General features: G+C 66.4%; 20 protein-coding genes. 13 read left to right on the forward strand and 7 right to left on the reverse strand.

The annotated features are described in order from the left end of the window. Positions 1 to 14 precede the first annotated feature (14 nt). Positions 15 to 1,157 (reverse strand): DNA polymerase III subunit delta', encoded by a 1,143-nt coding sequence (locus AC5RUU_RS07605; RefSeq protein ID WP_493974591.1) that lies wholly within the window; start codon positions 1,155 to 1,157, stop codon positions 15 to 17. Beyond that, complete coding sequence (gene tmk, locus AC5RUU_RS07610) at positions 1,154 to 1,852, reverse strand: dTMP kinase (protein ID WP_493974592.1); 699 nt, start codon at positions 1,850 to 1,852, stop codon at positions 1,154 to 1,156. Before tmk ends, AC5RUU_RS07605 begins: the two co-directional genes overlap by 4 nt. 121 nt (positions 1,853 to 1,973) lie before the next feature. Here tmk and AC5RUU_RS07615 point away from each other — a divergent pair, with 121 nt between their 5' ends. Both AC5RUU_RS07615 and AC5RUU_RS07620 read left to right on the forward strand, forming a co-directional pair. Next, complete coding sequence (locus AC5RUU_RS07615) at positions 1,974 to 3,164, forward strand: trans-sulfuration enzyme family protein (protein WP_493974593.1); 1,191 nt, start codon at positions 1,974 to 1,976, stop codon at positions 3,162 to 3,164. A 9-nt stretch (positions 3,165 to 3,173) separates the two neighbouring features. Then, positions 3,174 to 3,527, forward strand: a complete 354-nt coding sequence (locus tag AC5RUU_RS07620; RefSeq protein WP_493974594.1) for a DUF2516 family protein — start codon at positions 3,174 to 3,176, stop codon at positions 3,525 to 3,527. Between the two features lie 52 nt (positions 3,528 to 3,579). On the opposite strand, the gene AC5RUU_RS07625 is transcribed toward AC5RUU_RS07620, so the two are convergent. Then, positions 3,580 to 4,425 (reverse strand): class I SAM-dependent methyltransferase, encoded by an 846-nt coding sequence (locus AC5RUU_RS07625; protein ID WP_493974595.1) that lies wholly within the window; start codon positions 4,423 to 4,425, stop codon positions 3,580 to 3,582. A 97-nt stretch (positions 4,426 to 4,522) separates the two neighbouring features. Between AC5RUU_RS07625 and AC5RUU_RS07630 the strand changes: the two genes are divergently transcribed. After that, positions 4,523 to 5,269: a phosphoglyceromutase gene (locus AC5RUU_RS07630; RefSeq protein WP_493974596.1), complete on the forward strand. Its 747-nt coding sequence runs from the start codon at positions 4,523 to 4,525 to the stop codon at positions 5,267 to 5,269. Between the two features lie 68 nt (positions 5,270 to 5,337). Here AC5RUU_RS07630 and phoU read toward each other — a convergent pair whose 3' ends face one another. Next, positions 5,338 to 6,000 (reverse strand): phosphate signaling complex protein PhoU, encoded by a 663-nt coding sequence (gene phoU / locus AC5RUU_RS07635; RefSeq protein ID WP_493974597.1) that lies wholly within the window; start codon positions 5,998 to 6,000, stop codon positions 5,338 to 5,340. Positions 6,001 to 6,206: 206 nt separating this feature from the next. Between phoU and AC5RUU_RS07640 the strand changes: the two genes are divergently transcribed. Together AC5RUU_RS07640 and AC5RUU_RS07645 are read left to right on the forward strand one after the other, a co-directional pair. Continuing rightward, positions 6,207 to 7,451, forward strand: a complete 1,245-nt coding sequence (locus AC5RUU_RS07640) for a sensor histidine kinase (protein ID WP_493974630.1) — start codon at positions 6,207 to 6,209, stop codon at positions 7,449 to 7,451. After that, on the forward strand, positions 7,448 to 8,128 hold the full coding sequence (locus AC5RUU_RS07645; protein WP_079598280.1) for a response regulator: 681 nt from the start codon (positions 7,448 to 7,450) through the stop codon (positions 8,126 to 8,128). Before AC5RUU_RS07640 ends, AC5RUU_RS07645 begins: the two co-directional genes overlap by 4 nt. 92 nt (positions 8,129 to 8,220) lie before the next feature. Here AC5RUU_RS07645 and AC5RUU_RS07650 read toward each other — a convergent pair whose 3' ends face one another. Further along, the gene (locus tag AC5RUU_RS07650) at positions 8,221 to 8,784 is read right to left on the reverse strand and encodes a hypothetical protein (RefSeq protein WP_493974598.1); all 564 of its coding nucleotides are present in this window, start codon (positions 8,782 to 8,784) and stop codon (positions 8,221 to 8,223) included. A 255-nt stretch (positions 8,785 to 9,039) separates the two neighbouring features. On the opposite strand from AC5RUU_RS07650, the gene AC5RUU_RS07655 reads away from it, so the two are divergent. From AC5RUU_RS07655 to AC5RUU_RS07690, 8 genes are all read left to right on the forward strand, one after another. Continuing rightward, a complete protein-coding gene (locus AC5RUU_RS07655; RefSeq protein ID WP_009357288.1) occupies positions 9,040 to 9,522 on the forward strand; it encodes a CarD family transcriptional regulator in 483 nt (160 codons plus the stop codon). A 124-nt stretch (positions 9,523 to 9,646) separates the two neighbouring features. After that, a complete protein-coding gene (ispD, locus tag AC5RUU_RS07660; RefSeq protein ID WP_493974599.1) occupies positions 9,647 to 10,429 on the forward strand; it encodes a 2-C-methyl-D-erythritol 4-phosphate cytidylyltransferase in 783 nt (260 codons plus the stop codon). Between the two features lie 2 nt (positions 10,430 to 10,431). Further along, positions 10,432 to 10,947 (forward strand): 2-C-methyl-D-erythritol 2,4-cyclodiphosphate synthase, encoded by a 516-nt coding sequence (gene ispF / locus AC5RUU_RS07665; protein ID WP_493974600.1) that lies wholly within the window; start codon positions 10,432 to 10,434, stop codon positions 10,945 to 10,947. Positions 10,948 to 10,956: 9 nt separating this feature from the next. Continuing rightward, positions 10,957 to 12,423, forward strand: coding sequence for a cysteine--tRNA ligase (cysS, locus tag AC5RUU_RS07670; RefSeq protein ID WP_493974601.1), 1,467 nt, complete (start codon positions 10,957 to 10,959; stop codon positions 12,421 to 12,423). 91 nt (positions 12,424 to 12,514) lie between these two features. Next, positions 12,515 to 13,504: a 23S rRNA (guanosine(2251)-2'-O)-methyltransferase RlmB gene (gene rlmB, locus AC5RUU_RS07675; protein ID WP_493974602.1), complete on the forward strand. Its 990-nt coding sequence runs from the start codon at positions 12,515 to 12,517 to the stop codon at positions 13,502 to 13,504. 95 nt (positions 13,505 to 13,599) lie between these two features. Continuing rightward, on the forward strand, positions 13,600 to 15,711 hold the full coding sequence (gene glgX / locus AC5RUU_RS07680) for a glycogen debranching protein GlgX (RefSeq protein WP_493974603.1): 2,112 nt from the start codon (positions 13,600 to 13,602) through the stop codon (positions 15,709 to 15,711). Between the two features lie 11 nt (positions 15,712 to 15,722). Continuing rightward, positions 15,723 to 16,211 (forward strand): guanyl-specific ribonuclease, encoded by a 489-nt coding sequence (locus AC5RUU_RS07685; protein ID WP_493974604.1) that lies wholly within the window; start codon positions 15,723 to 15,725, stop codon positions 16,209 to 16,211. 8 nt (positions 16,212 to 16,219) lie between these two features. Beyond that, on the forward strand, positions 16,220 to 16,576 hold the full coding sequence (locus AC5RUU_RS07690) for a barstar family protein (RefSeq protein WP_493974605.1): 357 nt from the start codon (positions 16,220 to 16,222) through the stop codon (positions 16,574 to 16,576). Between the two features lie 6 nt (positions 16,577 to 16,582). Here the strand turns inward: AC5RUU_RS07690 and AC5RUU_RS07695 are convergent, their stop codons facing one another. Both AC5RUU_RS07695 and glgP read right to left on the reverse strand, forming a co-directional pair. Continuing rightward, positions 16,583 to 18,370, reverse strand: a complete 1,788-nt coding sequence (locus tag AC5RUU_RS07695) for a thiamine pyrophosphate-requiring protein (RefSeq protein WP_493974606.1) — start codon at positions 18,368 to 18,370, stop codon at positions 16,583 to 16,585. A 40-nt stretch (positions 18,371 to 18,410) separates the two neighbouring features. After that, positions 18,411 to 21,029, reverse strand: coding sequence for an alpha-glucan family phosphorylase (gene glgP / locus AC5RUU_RS07700; protein ID WP_493974607.1), 2,619 nt, complete (start codon positions 21,027 to 21,029; stop codon positions 18,411 to 18,413). Positions 21,030 to 21,052: the final 23 nt, after the last annotated feature.

The following is a 21,052-nucleotide window of genomic DNA, read 5'->3' on the forward strand; positions in this document are numbered from 1 at the left end:
GTCTCCTTGGAGGGCTAGATCAGGCTGGCTGCCATGGACTCAATGGTCAACAGCGGGGCAACGTTGGTGGTGGTGATGCGTTCACGGGCTTTGTTGATGGCGTCCATCCGGGCAAGAGTGGCTTCTGGAGTGGAGTGGCTGGCGAACTCCTCCAATTCATTCCTCAACTCAACGTTCACCAGCTCCACAGCATTCCCGAGCTGGATAATCAGCACATCGCGGTAGAACGAGAGAAGATCCGTCAGCGTACGGTCCAGCGAGTCGGTGATGGACCGCTTTGCCCGGCGTTTCTGGTCTTCCTCAAGCTGTTTCAGCTGGCTTCGCATGGCAGGTGGGAGGGTGCCGGATTCGGGTGCGCCCAGTGTGGCGAGCAGCGCGGCCTTCTCCGCGGCGTCACGTTCCTCGTTTGAGCTTGTTGCTTCTGCGGTGGCGATTTTCACCAGCTTGTCCGCCATCATCACGGCCGCCGTAACGCCGCGAAGCCCCAGCGGAAACCGCACTGTTTCAAGGCGGCGTTCCCGCGCGGCGGCGTCCCTGGCCAGACGGCGGGCAATGCCCACATGGCTTTGCGCGGCGCGTGCGGCCCTTTCCGCGAGGGCAGGGTCCACGCCGTCGCGCTTCACCAGGAGGGCGGCAACGTCCGCGGCAGGAGGCAGCCGCAGCGCAACGCTGCGGCATCGTGAACGGATGGTGACCAGCACGTCCGCAGGGGAGGGCGCGCACAGCATCCAGACCGTCCGGGGAGTGGGCTCCTCAATCGCCTTGAGGAGCACGTTGGTGGTCCGTTCCGCCATCCGGTCCGCGTCCTCCACCACGATGATCCGCCAGCGCCCGGACGAAGGCCGATTTCCGGCGGTGGCCACCAGCTCGCGGGCCTCGTCAATGGTGATGGTGACCTTCTCGGTCCGGACGAACGTCACGTCCGAGTGTGTTTCGCCGAGGATGGTGTGGCATGCCGGGCAGGTGCCGCAGCCGCGAAGGTTCACGTCCTCCTGGTCGCAGTTAAGCGCCGCCGCAAAGGCCTTCGCGGCGTTGGAGCGTCCGGAGCCCGGCGGGCCCGTGAACAGCCAGGCATGCGTCAGGCCCTCACCACGGGATGCCTGGCGCAGTTGTTCGACGACGGCGGGCTGGCCCTGCAGGTCATCCCACACTGTCATGGGTTACCGCCGCTGTGGGCGCCCATGGAAGGCGCGGCACCTGCGGAGGCCACCGAGCGGGCGGCCAGCAGGGCATCCACCCGCTCCAGGATTTGCGCCGCCAGATCCCCGACCGGCAGGCGGGCGGGCAGCACCAGATAGGAATCAGGCCGGCTGCCCGCCAGCTCGAGGAACGCTTCCCGGATCCGGCCATGGAATTCGTCCGCTTCTGACTCCAGCCGGTCTTCTGCCGTGTCGCCGGCAGTCCGGCGTTGGCGCCCCTCTGCAGGATCCACGTCCAGCAGGATGGTGAGGTGGGGTTGGAGGTTGGAAGTGGCCCATTCATTCAGGGCCAGCACGCCGTCTGTCCCAAGGTTCCGCCCGGCGCCCTGGTAAGCGACAGAGGAATCGATGTAGCGGTCGGTCAGGACGGTTTCGCCGCGTTCCAGCGCCGGACGGATCACCTGGGTAGCGTGTGCGGCACGGGAAGCGGCAAAGATCAGGGCTTCGGTGTGGGCGTCGATCACGCCGTGGCCATGGTCCAGGACCAGGGAACGCAGTTTCTCGCCGATAACGGTTCCGCCCGGCTCCCGGGTACGGAGCACCGTTAGGCCGCGGGACTCCAGAGCCTCCGCGAGCAGGGCCGCCTGCGTCGACTTGCCGGCACCATCGCCGCCTTCAAACGCGATGAAAAGACCGGGCCCTTGTTTGCTCACCCCTCAAGCCTACCGACCGGTGCGGATTTTCAGCGATTGGAGGAAAGTCCATGTGGACACTTCCGCCAGTCCCCTCCGCCCCTTTCCGGCGCAGTCCGGCCGGAACAGTACGCTTTTGACCATGAGTCTTTCCGAACAGCATGCCGCTGCCCTGTCAGCAGAAACGGTGGTGGTTGCGGCCGGGCGTCCCGCGCGGGAACGGGACCAACCCGTCAACCCACCCCTGGTCCTCTCATCGACCTATTACGGCACGGGGGCGCTGGATACCGGAGACCGCGGCTACGGGCGCTACTCCAACCCCACCTGGGACCCCTTCGAAGAGGCGCTCGCCCAGCTGGAAGGTGCCGAACTGCCGGGCCTCCTCTACGCCTCGGGCCTCGCCGCCGTCAGCTCCGCACTGTCACTCATCCCCGCGGGGGGAGCGCTGGTCATGCCCACCCACAGCTATTCGGGCACCCTTGTGATGGCATCGGAACTGGCGCAGAAGGGTTTCGTCGAGCTCCGCACCGTTGATATCGCGGACACGGCTGCCGTCAAAGCAGCGCTGGCCCCCACTGGTCCCGGCGCCCGCGCTGCGTCTATGCTCTGGCTGGAAAGCCCCACCAACCCCATGCTCGGCATCGCAGACATCAAGGCGCTGACGGACGCGGCGCATGCCGCCGGCGCCATCGTGGTAACGGACAACACCTTCTCCACGCCGCTGGTTCAGCAACCGCTGGCCCTGGGGTCCGACGTCGTCCTGCACTCGGTAACCAAGTACCTGTCGGGCCATTCGGACGTCGTGTTGGGCGCCCTGGTGACATCCAACCCGGACATCCGCTCGGCCCTGCTGCACAACAGGACCATCCATGGCGGCATTGCCGGCCCCTTCGAAGCGTGGCTGGCGCTGCGGGGCCTCAGGACCCTCGCGCTCCGGGTGGAACGGTCGCAGCAGTCCGCGATGGTCCTGGCGGAGCGGCTCAGCAGGCATCCCCGGATCGAGTCCACCCGGTTCCCGGGGCTTCCCGCCGACCCCGGGCACGACCGGGCCAAAGCGCAGATGAAGGGATTCGGATCCATCGTCTGTGTCCAGGTGGCACCTGCCGGGGGACTGGACGGTGCCGAAGCCGCGGACAAGCTGGTCCACGCCCTGGAACTGTGGCTGCCGGCGACATCCCTTGGTGGAGTCGAATCCCTCATTGAGCGCCGGCGCCGGCATGCGGCCGAGCCTGCAAGCGTTCCGGAGAACCTGGTCCGGCTGAGCGTGGGCATCGAGAATGCCGAAGACCTTTGGGCAGACCTGGAGCAGGCGCTGGACACGCTGGGAGGCTAGGCTTGGGTTGTGGACGGTGAACTGATTATTCGGCCTGTTGAACAGGCAGTGTTCTTTATCCTTGCCCTGGTGGCACTGGGCCTTGAGCTCTGGGCCGTGGCAGACTGTGCGCGGCACCGTGCAAATGCTTTCGAGGCAACCGGCAAGCGGACCAAGACCTTTTGGCTGGCGCTGACTGGCGGCGCCGCTCTGGTGGGTGTCATCTCACTGTTCGGCAGCGGCGGGGGCATCTTTGGCACCCTGGGCCTATTTGGGCTGGCCGCTGTGGTGGCCGCGTCCGTGTACCTCGCGGATGTGCGGCCGGCAGTCAAGGATGCAGGCCGTGGCGGCAGCCGCAATATGGGGCCCTACGGTCCCTGGTGACCCCTGCCGGGCGGCTCCGCCGCCGGCGGGCGCCCTCCGTTCTCCGTAACCCCTAGGAAAGCGGGGCCACCGCTTCCCAGTCCACAGTCAATTCGCCAAGCCGCCACCGGGCAGGGCCGTCCTGCACCGGCCAGCCGGCGTCCCGCAAGGCCCGGCACATGCCCTGCCAGCGCTGCCGGTTGCCGAACGACGCCAGGGGAGCGGCCTCCAGCCACGCCCGGTCCATCGCCTGCATCAGCGTGTGGACGCGTTCACCCGGGACGTTGCGGTGGATCAGCGCCTTCGGCAGGCGTTCTGCTACGTCTGACGGCAGGGCGAAGCTGCCGAACCGGACGGAAATGCTGAGTGACAGAGGCCGTTCGGCGTCGAGCGCAACCCACGTCACCCGCCGCCCGATTTCGTCGCAGGTCCCGTCAATGAACAGGCCGTCAGCGGCCAGCCGGTCCTGGACCAGCCGCCAGATTCCCGCGACATCCGCCTCCTCATATTGCCGAAGCACGTTGAAGGCGCGCACCAGGACCGGGCGGCCGGGGACAGGAAGCTCGAAGCCGCCGACGTGAAAGCTCAGGCCTGGCCGCTGAAGGGGCAGGGCCGCGCGCACGCGCGCAGGTTCTATTTCAATGCCGCAGACCTGGACGTCCGGCCTGACGGCGGCCAGCCGGTCATAGAGTTCGACGGCGGTGGCTGGCGTGGCGCCATACCCCAGGTCCACCACCAGCGGGTCCGCCGCTGCCCGCAGGCGCCAGGCCTGCGGGCCTGCCAGCCAGCGGTCCAGCCGGCGCATGCGGTTGGGATTGGTGGTGCCGCGGGTAACATTGCCCACCGGCCTGGCCTGCCTGCCCGCGGGATTCCTGCCCGTGATCTGCGGGGCGCGCACCCGCTCAGCCTTTTGCACCACCGCCCCACCTTACCGTTGCCTCGGCAGCGGGGCGCTCGTCCGCCGGCGCCTTGTAACGCTGGGCGGGTGGCAACGGCGCTCGGCTAGGATGAAAATCATGACTTACAAGCTGATTCTGCTGCGCCATGGCCACAGCGAATGGAACGCCAAGAACCTGTTCACCGGCTGGGTGGACGTTGACCTGAACGACCAGGGCCGCGAGGAAGCAGCGCGCGGCGGCGAGCTCCTGGTGGAGAACAACGTTCTCCCCGATGTGCTCTACACCTCCCTGCTGAAGAGGGCCATCAACACGGCCAACATCGCTTTGGACAAGGCTGACCGCGGCTGGATTCCGGTGAAGCGCGACTGGCGCCTGAATGAGCGACACTACGGCGCGCTGCAGGGCAAGGACAAGGCGCAGACCCTGGCTGAATACGGCGAGGACCAGTTCATGGAGTGGCGCCGTTCCTACGACACCCCGCCGCCTCCGCTGGATGACAGCTCCGAATTTTCCCAGGCGCACGATCCCCGGTACGCCGGACTCGGTGCCGCGCTTCCCCGCACCGAGTGCCTGAAGGACGTATTGGTCCGCCTGCTGCCGTACTGGGAGTCGGACATCAAGGAAGACCTGAAGGCCGGCAAGACTGTCTTGGTGACCGCCCACGGCAACTCCCTGCGCGCACTGGTCAAGCACCTGGACGGCATCAGCGACGAAGCCATCGCCGGACTGAACATCCCCACCGGCATCCCGCTCGTGTACGACCTCGACGAGGACTTCCAGCCCATCAAGCCGGGCGGAACCTACCTCGATCCCGAAGCTGCCGAGCAGGCTATCCTGGCTGTCGCCAACCAGGGCAAGCGGTAAGGCATTAAGTAACGACGGCGGGCCGGTCACCCAGGTGACCGGCCCGCCGTCGTTATTCTCGCTGCGTGTTAGCTGTGTTCGATGCCGTTCGGTTGCCAAGCGCCCGTGACCAGGTAGGTGACCTTCTGGGCGACGGAAACGCCGTGGTCCGCGAAGCGCTCAAAGTAACGGCTGGCCAGGGCCACATCCACCGTGGTGGCGGGCGACTCTGCCCACTCCGGGGCGGCGATCGCCTTGAAGACGCTCAGGTGCAGGTCGTTGATGTCGCTGTTCGCCTTCAGGATGTCCCTTGCCACCTCAAGGTCGCGGGTTTCCAGCAGGACGGTCAGCTTGTCAGCAATGACCTGGTCCAGCTCGGCCATGCGCTTGAACGTCTCCGTCATGGACGCCGGAATAACCGTCGACGGGAAGCGGAGACGGGCGAGCTGTGCGATGTGCCGGGCAAGGTCGCCCATCCGCTCCAGTGATGCGCTCATGCGGAGGGAGCCCACGATCATGCGCAGGTCGCTGGCAACCGGGCCCTGCAGCGCCAGGATGTCAATGGCCCGCTCGTCCAGGCTGTTCTGCAGGAAGTCGATCCGCGCGTCCGCGGCAATGACGTCCTGGGCGAGGTCCACGTCCGCCACTTCGAAGGAGGTGGTGGCCTTGTCCATCGCTTCGCTGACCAGGCGGGAAATCTCCACCAGCTGGTCACCCACCGCGGTGAGCTCTTCCTGAAAAACCTTACGCACGTAGGCGTCCTTTCCTTGGAACCCCTGCCGGCCCGCTTCCGGGCAGCAGGAATTGTGTCGCCGTTCGGCACTCCAACTGGTTACTCTGCCAGTATCCGGTAAACGGTTAGGCCCTTGCAGGTGAACGTTAGTTGAACCGTCGGCGCAAGGCGCACGGACGCGCCGGATGGGCCCGTGCAAGCGCATAAGGTGGATTTGTGGATCCTATGCTCATCGGCCTGGTCGCAGGCCTCGTCGGCCTGGCGCTTGGCACCTTTGGCGTGCTCGCCTACCGGGTCAGCGAGAAACAGCGCCGGCTGCTGGACGTGGACGCCGAGGAGCTGGCACTGCCTCCAGGCGCCGCGGAAGTGCTCGCCGTCGTCGGACGTGCCTTTGTGGTGGTGGACGCCGTGGACGGCGTGGTGCGTGCCAGCCCCGCCGCCTACGCCTACGGACTGGTCCGCGGCCACACGGTGGTCCACAAGGAACTGCTGGACATGACAGCAGGCGTACGGCGCGACGGCGTCATCCTGGAGAGGCAGCTGGAACTGCCGCGCGGTCCGCTGGGGCAGGGAACCATCATTGTCCAGGTCCGGGCAGCGATGCTCGGCGAGGAGTACATCCTCCTGCTCGCGGACGACCGCACGGAGATCACCCGCACCGAGGAGATCCGCAACGACTTCGTGGCCAACGTCTCCCATGAACTCAAGACCCCGGTTGGGGCCATTTCCCTGCTGGCTGAAGCGCTCGAATCATCCGCGGACGACGAACTTGCCGTCCGCCGTTTCGCCAAACGCATGCACAAGGAGTCCGCCCGGCTTGCCGCACTGGTGCAGGACATCATCGAACTCTCGCGGCTGCAGGGCGCCAGCGTCACCCAGCAGGGCGGACCCGTAGACGTCAATGCCGTCATCGCCGAAGCAGTGGACCGGTCCCAGCTGCCCGCGGAAAGCAAGAACATCAGCATCGTGGTGGGCGGCCGGACCGAGGGCAAAGTCTTCGGGGACCAGGACTTGCTGGTCACGGCCTTGCGCAACCTGATTGACAATGCCATCCGGTACTCGCCGGCCAACACCCGGGTGGGAATCGGAGTCCGGTCCAAAGAAGGGCTCGTCTCCATTTCCGTCACAGACCAGGGCGAAGGCCTCACCGCCGAAGAGCAGGAACGCGTCTTCGAACGCTTCTACCGGGTGGACTCGGCACGCTCCCGCCATACGGGCGGCACCGGCCTTGGCCTGAGCATCGTCAAACACGTCGCGTCCAACCACGGCGGCGAGGTGACCGTGTGGTCCCAGCCCGGGCAGGGATCCACCTTCACCCTCCGCCTGCCCGAAATGGAAGGGCAGGACGGCGACGACGACCTTCCGCCCGCCGCCCCTGTGCAGGAGCCGGCACGGCAGGGGACCGAACTGCCGTCAGTCACCCAAGTACCCCGCGCCGCCGGCGCAAAAGAACGAGGAGCTAGCGCTTGAGCAGGATCTTGATTGTGGAGGACGAGGAGTCGTTCAGCGATCCGTTGTCCTATTTGCTGGGTAAAGAGGGTTTCGAAGTGGAGGTGGTGGACAACGGACTGGACGCCATCACTGAATTCGACCGCAACGGCGCCGACCTGGTGCTCCTGGACCTGCAGCTGCCCGGGCTCTCCGGAACCGAGGTGTGCCGCCAGCTCCGCCAGCGTTCGAGCGTCCCGGTGATCATGCTGACGGCCAAGGACTCGGAAATCGACAAGGTGGTGGGGCTGGAGCTGGGCGCTGACGACTACGTCACCAAGCCCTATTCCTCCAGGGAACTGGTGGCGAGGGTCCGGGCAGTGCTGCGCCGCCAGGGTGAGCCGGAAGAGCTGATCTCCTCCACTGTCCAGGCTGGCCCGGTCCGGATGGACATCGAGCGGCACGTGGTGAGCGTGGACGGGGAGCAGGTCCTGCTTCCCCTCAAGGAATTCGAGCTTCTCGAAATGCTCCTGCGCAACTCCGGCCGGGTACTGACCCGCGGCCAGCTCATCGACCGCGTGTGGGGGTCCGACTACGTGGGCGACACCAAGACGTTGGATGTCCACGTGAAGCGCCTTCGCGGCAAGATCGAACCGGATCCCTCCGCACCGCGCTACCTCGTGACCGTGCGCGGGCTCGGTTACAAGTTCGAGCCGTAAGCGGCGCGCACCCGCTGCAGCGGGTCATACGACATACAGAAGGGAGGGGCCGGCCGGCCCCTCCCTTCTGTATGTCGTCTTGCCTCTGCGGCCTAGTGGCCGGTGCCGCCTCCGAGTTCGGAGGCAGTCGGCGACGGCGTGGCAGTGCTGGTCGGCGACGGAGTGCTGCCGGCCGGCAGGTATTCCTTGTACTCCGGCAGGGTGGCGTCCAGGACGGGAACCTTGACCGTGTTGCTGACGTTGGTGCCGCTTTCGGTGATCTTGACGTCCACCAGTGACCCCGGGATACCGCCCGTGGTGCTCAGGATGGCTTCGTCGGACTCGTTGTTCAGCAGCGTGTAGGAGTTGGCCTTGACCGGAACCTCAGTCTGTGAGCCTTCGGCGCCGTTGACCGTAAGCTTCACGTCCTGCGACGACGAGTTGTAGACGGCGCCGATGACACGGCCCGGCTGGTCCTCGCCGTTGGAGATAATCAGGATGTTGCGCAGCTGGAGCGGGCCGAGGTCGGTGATGATGCCATCCGACGCCTGGTACTGCTCGCCTGTCTGCTGGGAATTGATGTACCCGCAGCCCGACGTCAGCAGTCCGATGCCAAGGGCGGCAGCCGTCAATGCCAGTTTGCCGCGCTGGGCCCGGCTCGTCGCAGTGAAACGCACGTCACGTACTCCTCAAGAGTCTTGAAACATATTCAGGCATAGCCTATCCGGAAAGCCGCCCAAACAAGGATTCGGCGCTGTCACATCGGCCTTGGCAGCGCTTCGGGGATGCACTATTATCTGCATCCGTCAAGGGGTCTAAGGGGGTTACTTTGGCCCATTTTCCGCGTATTTTCGCGGTTCCGGGCCCTTTCCGCGGCCGGGCATATGCCTGAATCGTGATAAACTGGTCTGCGGGAAAGGGGAAATGTCCACATGGTATTTGAGGTCGGCGAGACAGTAGTTTACCCTCACCACGGTGCTGCGAAGATTGAAGAAATCAAGATGCGCACCATCAAGGGCGAAGAGAAAATGTATCTCAAGCTCAAGGTGGCTCAGGGTGATCTGACCATTGAAGTTCCAGCAGAAAACGTTGACCTTGTTGGGGTCCGGGACGTAGTGGGCAAGGATGGCTTGGAGCACGTGTTTGATGTGCTCCGCGCCGAGTTCACCGAAGAGCCCACCAACTGGTCACGCAGGTACAAGGCAAATCTGGAGAAGCTTGCTTCCGGTGACGTCATCAAGGTTGCAGAGGTCGTCCGCGACCTGTGGCGCCGGGATCACGACCGGGGCCTTTCCGCAGGCGAGAAGCGAATGCTGGCCAAGGCCCGGCAGATTCTGATCTCAGAACTGGCGCTGGCTGAAAAGACCGATGAAGAGAAGGCGGCAAGCGTTCTCGACGAGGTTTTGGCTTCCTAAGAATTGAGCCCCGGCCGCACGAAAGTGCAGCCGGGGTTTCTTTTCGCCGCGGAACGTGCGCCGGCGCACAGCCGGCATGGGTCGTGTCAGACACGGCGGCCCGCACCGACGTAGGCTAGTCGGCATGAGCGAAACACCTACCCGCCTGGTCACCGCAGTGATCCTGGTGGCCGCAGGTTCGGGGCAACGGCTTGGTTACGGCATGCCCAAAGCCGCAGTGCCGCTGGGTGGAGAACCCATCCTGATGCATGCCCTGCGCGGCGTCGTCGCGTCCGGAATCAGCAGCCAGGTGTGCATTGCGCTGCCGGCGGGGGATGACGGACTGCGCCGGTTGTGCGAGGACTTCCGGGAAGAACTTGCCGACGGCGGTCCCCTCCTGACGATCGTTGACGGCGGTGCCACCCGCGCAGATTCAGTCAGGGCGGGGCTGGGTGCCCTCATGGACGGCACGGATGCAGTTCTGGTCCACGATGCCGCCCGCGCACTTACGCCGGACTCAGTTTTCCACCGGATTGCCGGCGCCCTCGCTGCAGGCGCCGAAGCCGTCATTCCGGCGATTGCCGTGGTGGACACGGTCAAGACAGTGGCAGCCACCACGGGCGGCAGCAGTTCTCCGGCGCCGGAGGTTGTTACCGGAACCGCCCCCCGGGAAGATTTGCGCGCAGTTCAGACGCCCCAGGGATTCCGCCTGGGGACGCTGCAGCGCGCCCATCAGGCTGCCCAGGCCCTTGACCCCCAGCAGGCAGCAGCCGTCACTGATGACGCCATGCTGGTCGAAATGACCGGCACGGCAGTCCACGTGGTCCGCGGCTCCACCCAGTCGTTGAAGATCACCACGCCGCTTGACCTGATCCTGGCCGAAGGGCTGCTGGAAGGCCCCCTGGGCGCACGGTGGGTGGAAGGGTAGGGATGGCAGACCTCCACATGATCATTCCCCGCACTGGAATCGGGCTGGACGTCCACGCCTACGCCGCGGAGGATGCGCCGCGCCCATTGTGGTTGGGCGGACTGCTGTGGCCCGGCGAGCGGGGCCTCGCGGGGCACTCGGACGGGGACCCCGTGGCGCATGCCGCGGCGGACGCCCTGTTTTCGGCCGCCGGAGTTGGAGACCTCGGCACCCACTTCGGCACCGACCGGCCTGAGTTTGCCGGCGCCTCCGGGGTCACCCTCCTGGCCGAAGCGGCGCGGATCGTCCGGGCTGCCGGATTCGAAATCGGCAACGTGGCGGTCCAGTTCGTGGCCAACCGGCCCAAGTTTGGGCCCCGGCGCGAGGAATCCCAGCAGGTCCTCAGCGACGCCGCCGATGCCCCGGTCAGCGTTACGGCCACCACCAGCGACCGCCTGGGATTTACCGGGCGGGGCGAAGGGATTTCCGCGGTGGCAACCGCTTTGGTCTACCCCCGGCCCGCCGGCGCCATCGGCTAATCTGGAGCGGTGACCCTGCGCTTCTATGACACCGCCTCCGCCGAAGTCCGGAACTTCGTCCCCCTCGTCGACGGAAAGGCCAGCCTCTACTACTGCGGCGCAACTGTGCAGGGCATGCCCCACGTCGGGCACATCCGCTCCGCCATCGCGTTCGACCAGCTCACCCGCTGGCTGTCCTACCGCGGGTACCGCGTCACGGTGGTGCGGAACGTCACGGACATTGATGACAAGATCCTGGCGAAGTCGGAGGCCTCCTTCGCCCCGGATTTCACGCCGGAACCGGGGGAGGTGGCCCAGGAAGAGTGGTGGGCCCTGGCGTACCGCTACGAGCAGGAGTTCCTCAAGGCGTACGACACCCTGGGTGTTTCCCGGCCCACTTACGAGCCGCGGGCCACCGGCCACATCCCCGAGATGCACGCCCTGATCCAGCAGCTGATCGACCGCGGCCACGCCTACCCCGCCCTGGACGATTCCGGCGACGTCTACTTCGACGTCCGCTCCTGGAGCAAGTACGGCGCGCTGACCCGGCAGAACATTGACGACATGCAGGCTGCTCCGGACGCCGATCCCCGCGGAAAGAAGGACCCCCGCGACTTCGCCCTGTGGAAGGGTTCCAAGGAAGGTGAACCCGCCACCGCGAGCTGGGCTTCCCCCTGGGGTGCGGGCCGTCCAGGCTGGCACCTCGAATGCTCCGCCATGGTCACGAAGTACCTCGGCACGGAGTTTGATTTCCATGGCGGCGGGCTGGATTTGCGGTTCCCGCACCATGAGAACGAGATGGCGCAGTCCCAGGCGGCCGGACATCCGTTCGCGAACTTCTGGATGCACAACGGAATGGTTACCTACGAGGGCGAAAAAATGTCCAAGTCCATCGGCAACACCATCAGCCCCGGCGAAATGCTGGAACTCGCCCCTCCCCGGGTGGTCCGCTACTACCTTGGCCAGGCCCATTACCGTTCGGTGCTGGACTACCGCCCCACGTCGCTGCAGGAGGCAGCAGCCGCCGTCGAACGCATCGACGGGTTCCTGGCAAAGTCTGCCGCCCGCTTCGGCCGTGATGCCGCCTCCCCTGCAGGCAACCCAGGCATGTCCGGCGGAAGCCTCGAGGCATTCTCGGAAGCAATGGATGACGACCTGAACGTGCCACGTGCGCTGGCCGCCCTGCACGACGCCGTGCGCGCCGGCAACACGGCCCTGGCGGAGGGCGACGACGACGCGGCCCGGAACGCGATGCACGCGGTCACCGTGATGACCGGCGTCCTCGGGCTCGATGCCGTTGCGGGTTCCGATGCCGGGAACAGCAGGGAGTCTGAGGCGCTGGGCATCCTGGTGGAGGCGCAGCTCGCTGCCCGGGCCGCGGCACGGACCAACAAGGACTGGGCTGCCTCGGATGCCATCCGGGACATGCTGAACGACGCCGGCGTGCTGGTTGAGGACGGCGCGGACGGGGCCAGCTGGAGCCTGAAGCGCGACTAGCCGGGCTGCGCGGCCGCCCCGGTCATTCGATTTTTCCCGGGTCAGTAGACTGGTATGCAGACTCAGTCAACACAATCAAGGGTGGAACATCATGGCCAACAATGGTCGCCGATCGGTCAAAGCGAAGAAGGGCCCAACCATCGGGACCGGTGGCCATGGCCGCAAAGCACTGGAGGGCAAGGGTCCCACGCCGAAGGCGGAAGACCGGCCATACCATAAGGCGCACAAGGCCAAGCAGCTCGCCGAGCGGTCCGCCGCCAAGCGCGGTGCCGGTGCCCGCAGCGCAGGAGCCGCTAAATCCGGCCCCAAGGGACGGGCCACCGAGGAAGTCGTCACCGGCCGCAACTCAGTGGTGGAGGCGCTCCGCGCCGGCATTCCCGCCAAGGCACTGCACATCGCCATCCGCATCGAGATGGATGACCGCGTCAAGGAATCCCTGAAACTCGCTGCGGAGCGTGGCATCCCGCTCCTGGAAACGGGCAAGCCCGAACTGGACCGCATGACCGATGACGCCGTCCACCAGGGGCTGGTCCTGCAGATTCCGCCCTACGACTACGCGGACGCGTATGAACTGGCCCAAGAAACGGTGGACAAGTGGCAGAAGGGGCACATCGGCAACGCGCCGCTTTTCGTCGCCCTTGACGGCATCACCGACCCCCGCAACCTCGGCGCCATCATCCGTTCGGTGTCCGCCTTCAGCGGCCACGGGGTCGTCGTCCCTGAGCGCCGCTCCGTCGGGGTTACCGCCTCCGCCTGGAAAACCAGCGCCGGTGCCGCAGTCCGGGTCCCGGTGGCCCGCGCCTCCAACCTCAACAACGCCCTCAAGCAGTTCAAGAACATGGGCATCTTCGTCCTGGGCCTGGACGGCGACGGCGACGTTTCGCTGCCGGACCTAACGCTGGCCACGGAACCTGTCTGCATCGTGGTGGGCTCGGAAGGCAAGGGACTGAGCCGCCTGGTCCGGGAGAACTGCGACCAGATTGTTTCCATCCCCATCGACTCCGCGATGGAATCGCTGAACGCATCCATGGCGGTGGGCATCTCGCTGTACGAGGTCTCGCGCCAGCGGGCAGCCAAGTAGGCAACAGATTGGGGCCCGTGTTCCCCGCGGGCCTTTCCCGCGTCATGTTTAGCGTCCGGGCAGGTCAAATGCCGGTGGCGGCTACTATTTAGGTGATGGTCATGCCGCTTTTCGACACCGCTTCCACCATGGACGCCTCCACGGCAGTTCCCCTCGGTGTCAGCGTTCCGCGCGCGGATTCCGGCGCCACGCGGCACCGGGCCGGGGGCAGGGCCAATGTGGCCTGCTACGCCCCCGGAGTGCCCAGCCTGGAAATCGTCTACATCCCGCCCGGCGGGGACTGGCGCGTCCAGGCGCTGCCCAACGTCACCTCCGGCGTCCACCACGGGATCATCGCGGACCTGCCCTACGGCTCGCGGTACGGGTTCCGTCCCGCGGCACCGGAACAGTCTCTGCCGGTGGCCATGCCCACCAGGGAAGTTGAGGACGACGGCGGCCAGCCCCTGCTGCTTGACCCTTACGGCCGCGCGGTGGACCAGCGGGACGGCTTGCTGACCAGTGTACGGATGGCCGGCGATTTCAACTGGGATGGCGATGACCGGCTGCGGCTGAAGTGGCGCAACACCATTATTTACGAAGCCCACGTCCGGGGGCAGACCATGCTCCACCCGGATGTGCCCCCGGAGCTCCGCGGCACCTACGCGGGCATGGCCCACCCTGCCGTTGTGGAGCACCTCACGAGCCTGGGAATCACCTCGGTGCAGCTGCTGCCGGTGCACTTCCACCTCGATGAACCGCACCTGCAGGACCTGGGACTGACCAACTACTGGGGCTACAACACAGCGGCCTTCTTTGCTCCGCACCCGGCATACGCCACAAAGGCGGCGCAGGAGGCCGGGCCGAAAGCAGTGCAGGACGAATTCAAGAGCATGGTCAAGGCGCTTCATGCCGCCGGGCTGGAAGTTATCCTTGACGTCGTCTACAACCACACTGCCGAGGGCGGACCTGACGGCCAAACCGTGAGCTTCCGGGGCCTGGGTGAGGACACCTATTACCGCACGGACGGGCACGGCAAGTACGTGGACACCACAGGCTGCGGCAACAGCCTGAACTTCGCTGAGCCCCGGGTGGTCCAACTGGTGGTGGACTCCCTCCGGTACTGGGTGGACGAATTCCACATTGACGGCTTCCGTTTCGACCTGGCCGTCACGCTGTGCCGGAATGCTGCCAACGACTTCGACCCCCGGCACCCGTTCCTGGTGGCCATTGCAGCCGACCCCGTCCTCTCGGACGTGAAGCTGATTGCCGAACCCTGGGATGTGGGCTACGGCGGCTGGCAAACCGGACGGTTTCCGGTCGGCTGGGTGGACTGGAACGACCATTTCCGGGATGCCCTCCGTTCCTTCTGGCTGTCGGACCGGGCGGCACTCGAAAACGGCGGCCACGGCGGGTCCGTCGCCAAGCTCGCCGACTCCCTGTCAGGCTCCGCAGCCCTCTTCCACGCCTCCGGACGATCCCGCCTGGCGTCGGTGAATTACATCACCGCCCACGACGGTTTCACCCTGAACGACCTCGTTTCCTTCGACCGGAAGCATAACGAAGCGAACGGCGAGCAGAACAGGGACGGCCACGGCGACAACCGCAGCTACAACCACGGCGTGGAGGGCCCTACCGAGGACGGGGACATCCTGGCCAAGCGCGCCCAATCCCGCCGTAACCTGATGGCCTCGCTGCTCATTTCACTCGGCGTGCCCATGATCACCGCCGGTGACGAACTGGCGCGGACCCAGCAGGGTAACAACAATGCCTACTGCCAGGACAATGCCATCACCTGGGTGGACTGGACCCGGACGCCGGAATCCCACGAGATGCTGCGCAGCACCAAGCGGTACATCCGGCTCCGCAAGGAGTTCCTCGCCGCCCAGCCCCACGACTTCCCGGTCCGGGACGAACAGTCCTACCTGTACTGGTTCGACCAGGACGGCCACCCCATGTCCACGGAGCGGTGGAACGATCCGCACCACCGGGTGGTGCAGCTCCTGCTCGGCTCGGATGACGGGGAACTAGCGGGCCTGGTGGTGGTGAACGGTGGGACCTCTGATGTGCAGATCACGCTGCCACGCGTCACCGCTGAAGGCACTGCTGCGCGCATGTTTGAGCTCCGCCTGACCACCTCACCCCTGCACGAGCTGCGGCAGGGCGGGGTGGTGGCCGCGGGGGAGAAGGACCTGGTCGAGGCCAACTCCATCAGCATCTACCGCACTTAGCCGGACCCGGAATGCGCAACCGATCCTTCCTGCCCCTGCTGCTGGGTGCGCTCGTCGTGCTTGCCGTGGTGGTGTTCGGCGGGCCCGGCATCGTGGGCCAGCTGACGGAAACCACGACGCCGGGCGCCACGTCCAGCGTGACGGCAACACCGGGCGCCACGGCACCGTCCGGGCAGGCAGGGCCGGCACCCGCCCCGGTGGCCGGCAACCCGTCAGGGCTGCCGTCCATCCGGGAATCGGAACTGCCGCCCGAGGGCCGCAGAGTCCTGGCACTCATCCGTGCGGGCGGCCCGTACCAGTACCGCCAGGATGACCAGACCTTCGGCAACTTTGAGCGCATCCTGCCGCGGCAGGACAGGGGATACTACCGTGAGTACACCGTGCCAACACCCGGGGAATCCGACCGGGGCGCCCGCCGGATCGTGGCCGGTGACGGCGGCGAAAAGTACTACACAGAAGACCATTACGAGTCGTTCAAATTCATAGCGGAAGGCAGCTGAGCAAAGCCATGAAAATCTATTCCGGCGATACCTGGACCCTGGAGGAGCTGCAGGAACAGGTGGCCGACGCCGGACGCCGAAGCCTTGTTGTCCCCCCTGCGGACAGCAAACGCGCAGTCCTGGAAACGTTCGGCGAAGTCCTCAGCTTTCCCGAGCACTACGGGGTCAACCTTGACGCCCTGAACGATTCGCTGCATGACTTCGCGGACGCCATCACGGACAACGGAAACGCTCCGGTCACCGTCCTCTGGCAGGTGGCTGCCCCGTTCCGGAGCGACAGGTCCTTTGGGATCATCTGCGAGATCCTCCAGGACGCGGAGAGCTACGCGGGCAAGGACCTGGCCGTCACCGCCGTCCTGCTCTAGCGGCGCTCAGCCGCCGGCAGGCTCCTCCTGTGACAGGTAGGTGTCGAGCAGTTCCGAGGCCCGGCCGCCGTCGTCCTCTGCCGCCAGCCCCTTGCGCATACTCTCCGCCTTCTCCCTGCCCGCCGGGAAGGGAGGCAGGAGCGGAACTTCCGGGTCGGTCAGTACCTCGATCACCACGGGCCGGTCTGCGGCGAACGCCTGGTCCCAGGCGTCGCCGAGGAGCTCCGGGTCCTCCACCCGGATGCCCGAAAGGCCCAACAACTCGGCGTACCCGGCGAACGGGAAATCGGGGAGCTCCTGGCTGGCCGGGAACCGGGGCTCGCCTTCTGACTCGCGCTGTTCCCAGGTGACCTCGGTCAGCTCCCGGTTGTTGAAGACGCACACCACGAACCGCGGGTCCTGCCACTGCTGCCAGCGGTGGGCGACGGTGGCCAGTTCGGCGACGCCCGCCATTTGCATGGCGCCGTCCCCGGCCAGGGCCACCAGCGGCCGGTCCGGATGCGCCAGCTTGGCGGCGATCCCGTAGGGGATGGAACACCCCATGCTGGCGAGCGTTCCCGAAAGGTGCGCAGGGACACCGGGCGGCAACACCAGCTGCCGGGCATACCAGTACACACAGCTTCCGACGTCGACGCTCACCTGGGCATTCTCCGGCAGCCTGCCGTTGAGCTCCCTGACCACCCGTTCCGGGTTGACCGGCAGGGCAGGCACGGCGGCCCGGTCCGCGGCGAGGATGCGCCAGCGGCTGACTTCCTGCTCTACGTCCGAGCGCCACTGGCTGCGCGGGCGGTACTCGAGCTTCCGGTCCAGGGCAGCGAGGGCGGACGCTGCGTCACCAGCGAGTCCCACCTCCACGGGGTAGCGGTTGCCGATCTTCTTTTCGTCGATATCGATCTGCACGGCACGGGCTGCCCCGGGTGGCGGGTAGAACTCGGTCCACGGATCATTGGAGCCCACAATCAGCAGGGCATCGCAGTTGCCCATCAGGTGTGCACTGGCGGTGGTGCCCAGGTGCCCCATGGTCCCGACGGCGAACGGCAGCGTCTCATCCACATACGGCTTGCCCAGCAGGCTGGTGGCGATGCCGGCACCGAGCTTTTCCGCTACGGCCAGCACCTCATCGAAGGCGTGCCGGGCGCCCTGGCCCACAAGCAGGGCCACCTTGTCCGCGGAGTTCAGGACGGCGGCCGCAGCGTCGAGGTCCTCTTCCCGGGGCGTCTTGGCGGCCGAACTCCACGAAGGTCCGGTGACCACGATGCCGTGTTGCTGCTCCAGTTCCGGTGCGGGAGCGGACTGGATGTCATGCGGGACGATCACCACGCACGGCGAGGAGGTTGCCTTGGCCGTGCGGAAGGCCCGGTCCAGGACCATGGGCACCTGCTCGGGTGCACTGACCAGCTGCACGAACTGGGAGGCGACATCCTTGAACAGGGCGCCCAGATCAATCTCCTGCATGTAGCCCGAGCCCAGCACGGTACGGCTTTGCTGCCCTACGATCGCGACCACCGGCACGCCGTCGAGCTTGGCATCGTACAACCCGTTGAGGAGGTGGACCGCGCCCGGGCCTTGCGTGGAGGTCACCACCCCCACGCCGCCCGTGTACTTGGCATGGCCCACGGCCATGAACGCCGCTGTTTCCTCGTGCCGGGCCTGGACAAACTCAACGCGCCCGCCCGCCCGCCGGAGCGCCCCCATGAAGCCGTTGATCCCGTCGCCGCTGTAGCCGAAGACCCGGTTCACTCCCCAGGTGGTGAGCCTGTCCACGATCACGTCGGCCACTGTACGTTCGGTCATGGGGTCCTCCTGGGTCGGTTCCGGCCGGGTTCGGAAGGGGTCAGGCGTTGACGATCAGGCCCAGCTCCGCCTTCGACGCCAGGGCCTCATGCCGTGGCAGGACCCGGACGGTGTAGCCGAAGGGGCCAGAGCGGTCGATCACCAGGGAGCCGCTGAACAGGTGGCGGCCACTGCCCAGGTTCTCCTTCACCTGCAGCTCCATGAGGGTGATGTCCGACAGGGTGTCGTTTTCCTCAGCCCGGCCGTAGGCCACCTCAACACACACGTCATCCGGGGTGAGGCTGGTCAGGGCCACATAGGCGTTGACCTGGAGCGTGTCCCCGATCTGCGGGTCCTCGGAGACGCCCACCGAGTCGACGTGCTCTACGTGGACCTGGGGCCAGGCGGAACGGACCTTGGCTGACCACGATGCCAGCGCGCGGGCCTGTGAGTACGACCCGGCGATGGCGCTCCGCCCTGCTTCGGCGGCGGGGCGGTAGAGGATGTTCACATAGTCCCGCAGCATGCGCTCAGCCGAGACGGCCGGGCCCAGGTGGGACAAGGTGTGCTTGATCATGGACACCCAGTGCGTTGGCACCTTTTCCGCTTCAGACGTCGACGGCCCGGCGGCCCCCGCAGCTTCCGAAACGGTGCTGCCGTAGAACCTCGGCGCCACCTGGGTTTCGAGCAGCTCGTACAGGGCGGCCGCCTCGATGTCGTCGCGTTCTTCCGGCGAGGCACCGTTATTGGCGGTGGGTATCGCCCAGCCGTTCTCGCCGTCGTACATCTCATCCCACCAGCCGTCCAGGACGGACAGGTTCAGCGAACCGTTCAGCGCCGCCTTCATGCCGGACGTCCCACAGGCCTCCAGCGGGCGCAGCGGGTTGTTCAGCCAGACGTCGCAGCCCGGGAAGAGGGTGCGTGCCATGGCAATGTCATAGTTGGGCAGGAACACGATCCGGTGCCGGACCTCGGGATCGTCGGTGAAGCGGACCAGGTCCTGGATCATCTTCTTGCCGGCGTCGTCGGCCGGATGGGACTTGCCGGCGATGACCAGCTGAATGGGATGTTCCTTGTGGAGGAGCAGTGCCTTCAGCCGCTCCGGCTCCCGCAGCATGAGGGTCAGCCGCTTGTAGGTGGGGACGCGGCGGGCGAACCCGATGGTCAGCACATCCGGGTCCAGGACGTTGTCCGTCCAACCCAGCTCGGCATCGGCGGCACCGCGCTTCTTCCAGGCGGCACGCAGGCGGCGGCGGACGTCATCCACCAGCGCGGACCGCATCTCGCGGCGCAGTGCCCACACATCGGCGTCACTGACGTTGTAGGCCAGGTCCCAGCGGCCATTGGCCTCAGCCTCGCTGCCGAACTGGTCACGGGCCAGCTTGGCAATCCTGCTGTCCACCCAGGTGGGCACGTGGACGCCGTTGGTGACCGACGTGATGGGCACTTCCGAGGGGTCAAACCCTGGCCACAGTGCGGAGAACATCCCCCGTGATACCTCGCCGTGCAGCTTGGCCACGCCGTTGGCGCGTTGTGCCAGGCGCAGGCCCATCACGGCCATGTTGAACACCGCCGGGTTTCCGTCGGCGTAGTTCTCGCGGCCCAATTCCAGGATCCGGTCAACCGGCACGTCCGGCGCCAGGCCGGCCTGGAAGAAGTGGGAGATCTGCGCGATTTCGAACCGGTCGATGCCGGCCGGAACGGGGGTATGCGTGGTGAACACGGTGGAAGCGCGTCCCGCCGCCAGGGCTTCGTCAAACGTGAGGGCCTGGTCCCCGGACATGAGTTCCTGGATGCGTTCAATGCCCAGGAAGCCGGCGTGGCCCTCGTTGGTGTGGAACACCTCGGGCGCAGCCGAGCCGGTCAGCTGCTGGAAGGCGCGCAGCGCCTTGACCCCGCCCATGCCCAGCAGCAGTTCCTGCTGCAGCCGGTGGTCACCGCCGCCGCCGTACAGCCGGTCGGTGATGCTGCGGGCGGCGTCATCGTTGCCGGGCACATTCGAGTCAAGGAGCAGGAGGGGGACGCGTCCGACGTCGGCACGCCAGATGTGTGCCAGCAGCCGGCGCCCGTTGGGCAGCGGCAGGGTGATTTGCAGCGGCCGGCCGTTGCCGTCCGCGGAGGGCTCACGCAGCAGGGTGAGGGGAAGGCCGTCCGGGTCCAGGACGGGGTACGTCTCCTGCTGCCAGGCGTCGCGGGACAGCGATTGCTTGAAGTAGCCGGCCTGGTAGAGCAGGCCCACGCCGATCAGGGGCACGCCCAGGTCCGAGGCCGCTTTCAGGTGGTCGCCGGCCAGGATGCCCAGGCCGCCCGAATACTGGGGCAGGACCTCGGTGATGCCGAACTCGGGGGAGAAGTACGCGATGGAGGCCGGCGCGTCGGGGCCCAGGCCCTGGTACCAGCGCGGTTCCTCGAGGTACCGGTCAAGGTCCTGTTCGGCTGCGCGCACCCGCTCCACAACCGACTGGTTGGCTGCGAGCCGCTGGAACTCTTCCCTGCTGACCATGCCAAGGAATCCGACGGGGTCCTGTTCGCTTTCTTCCCAGATCCGGGGGTTGAGTCCGGCGAAAAGTTCCCTGGTGGGGCGGTGCCAGGACCAGCGCAAATTGCTCGCCAGCCGTGCCAGCGGACGGATGGGCTCGGGGAGGACTGTACGGACCGTAAACCTGCGGATTGCCTTCACCTGCGTCACACTAACGGACAACC

The organism is Arthrobacter sp. K4-10C (genome assembly GCF_059090085.1).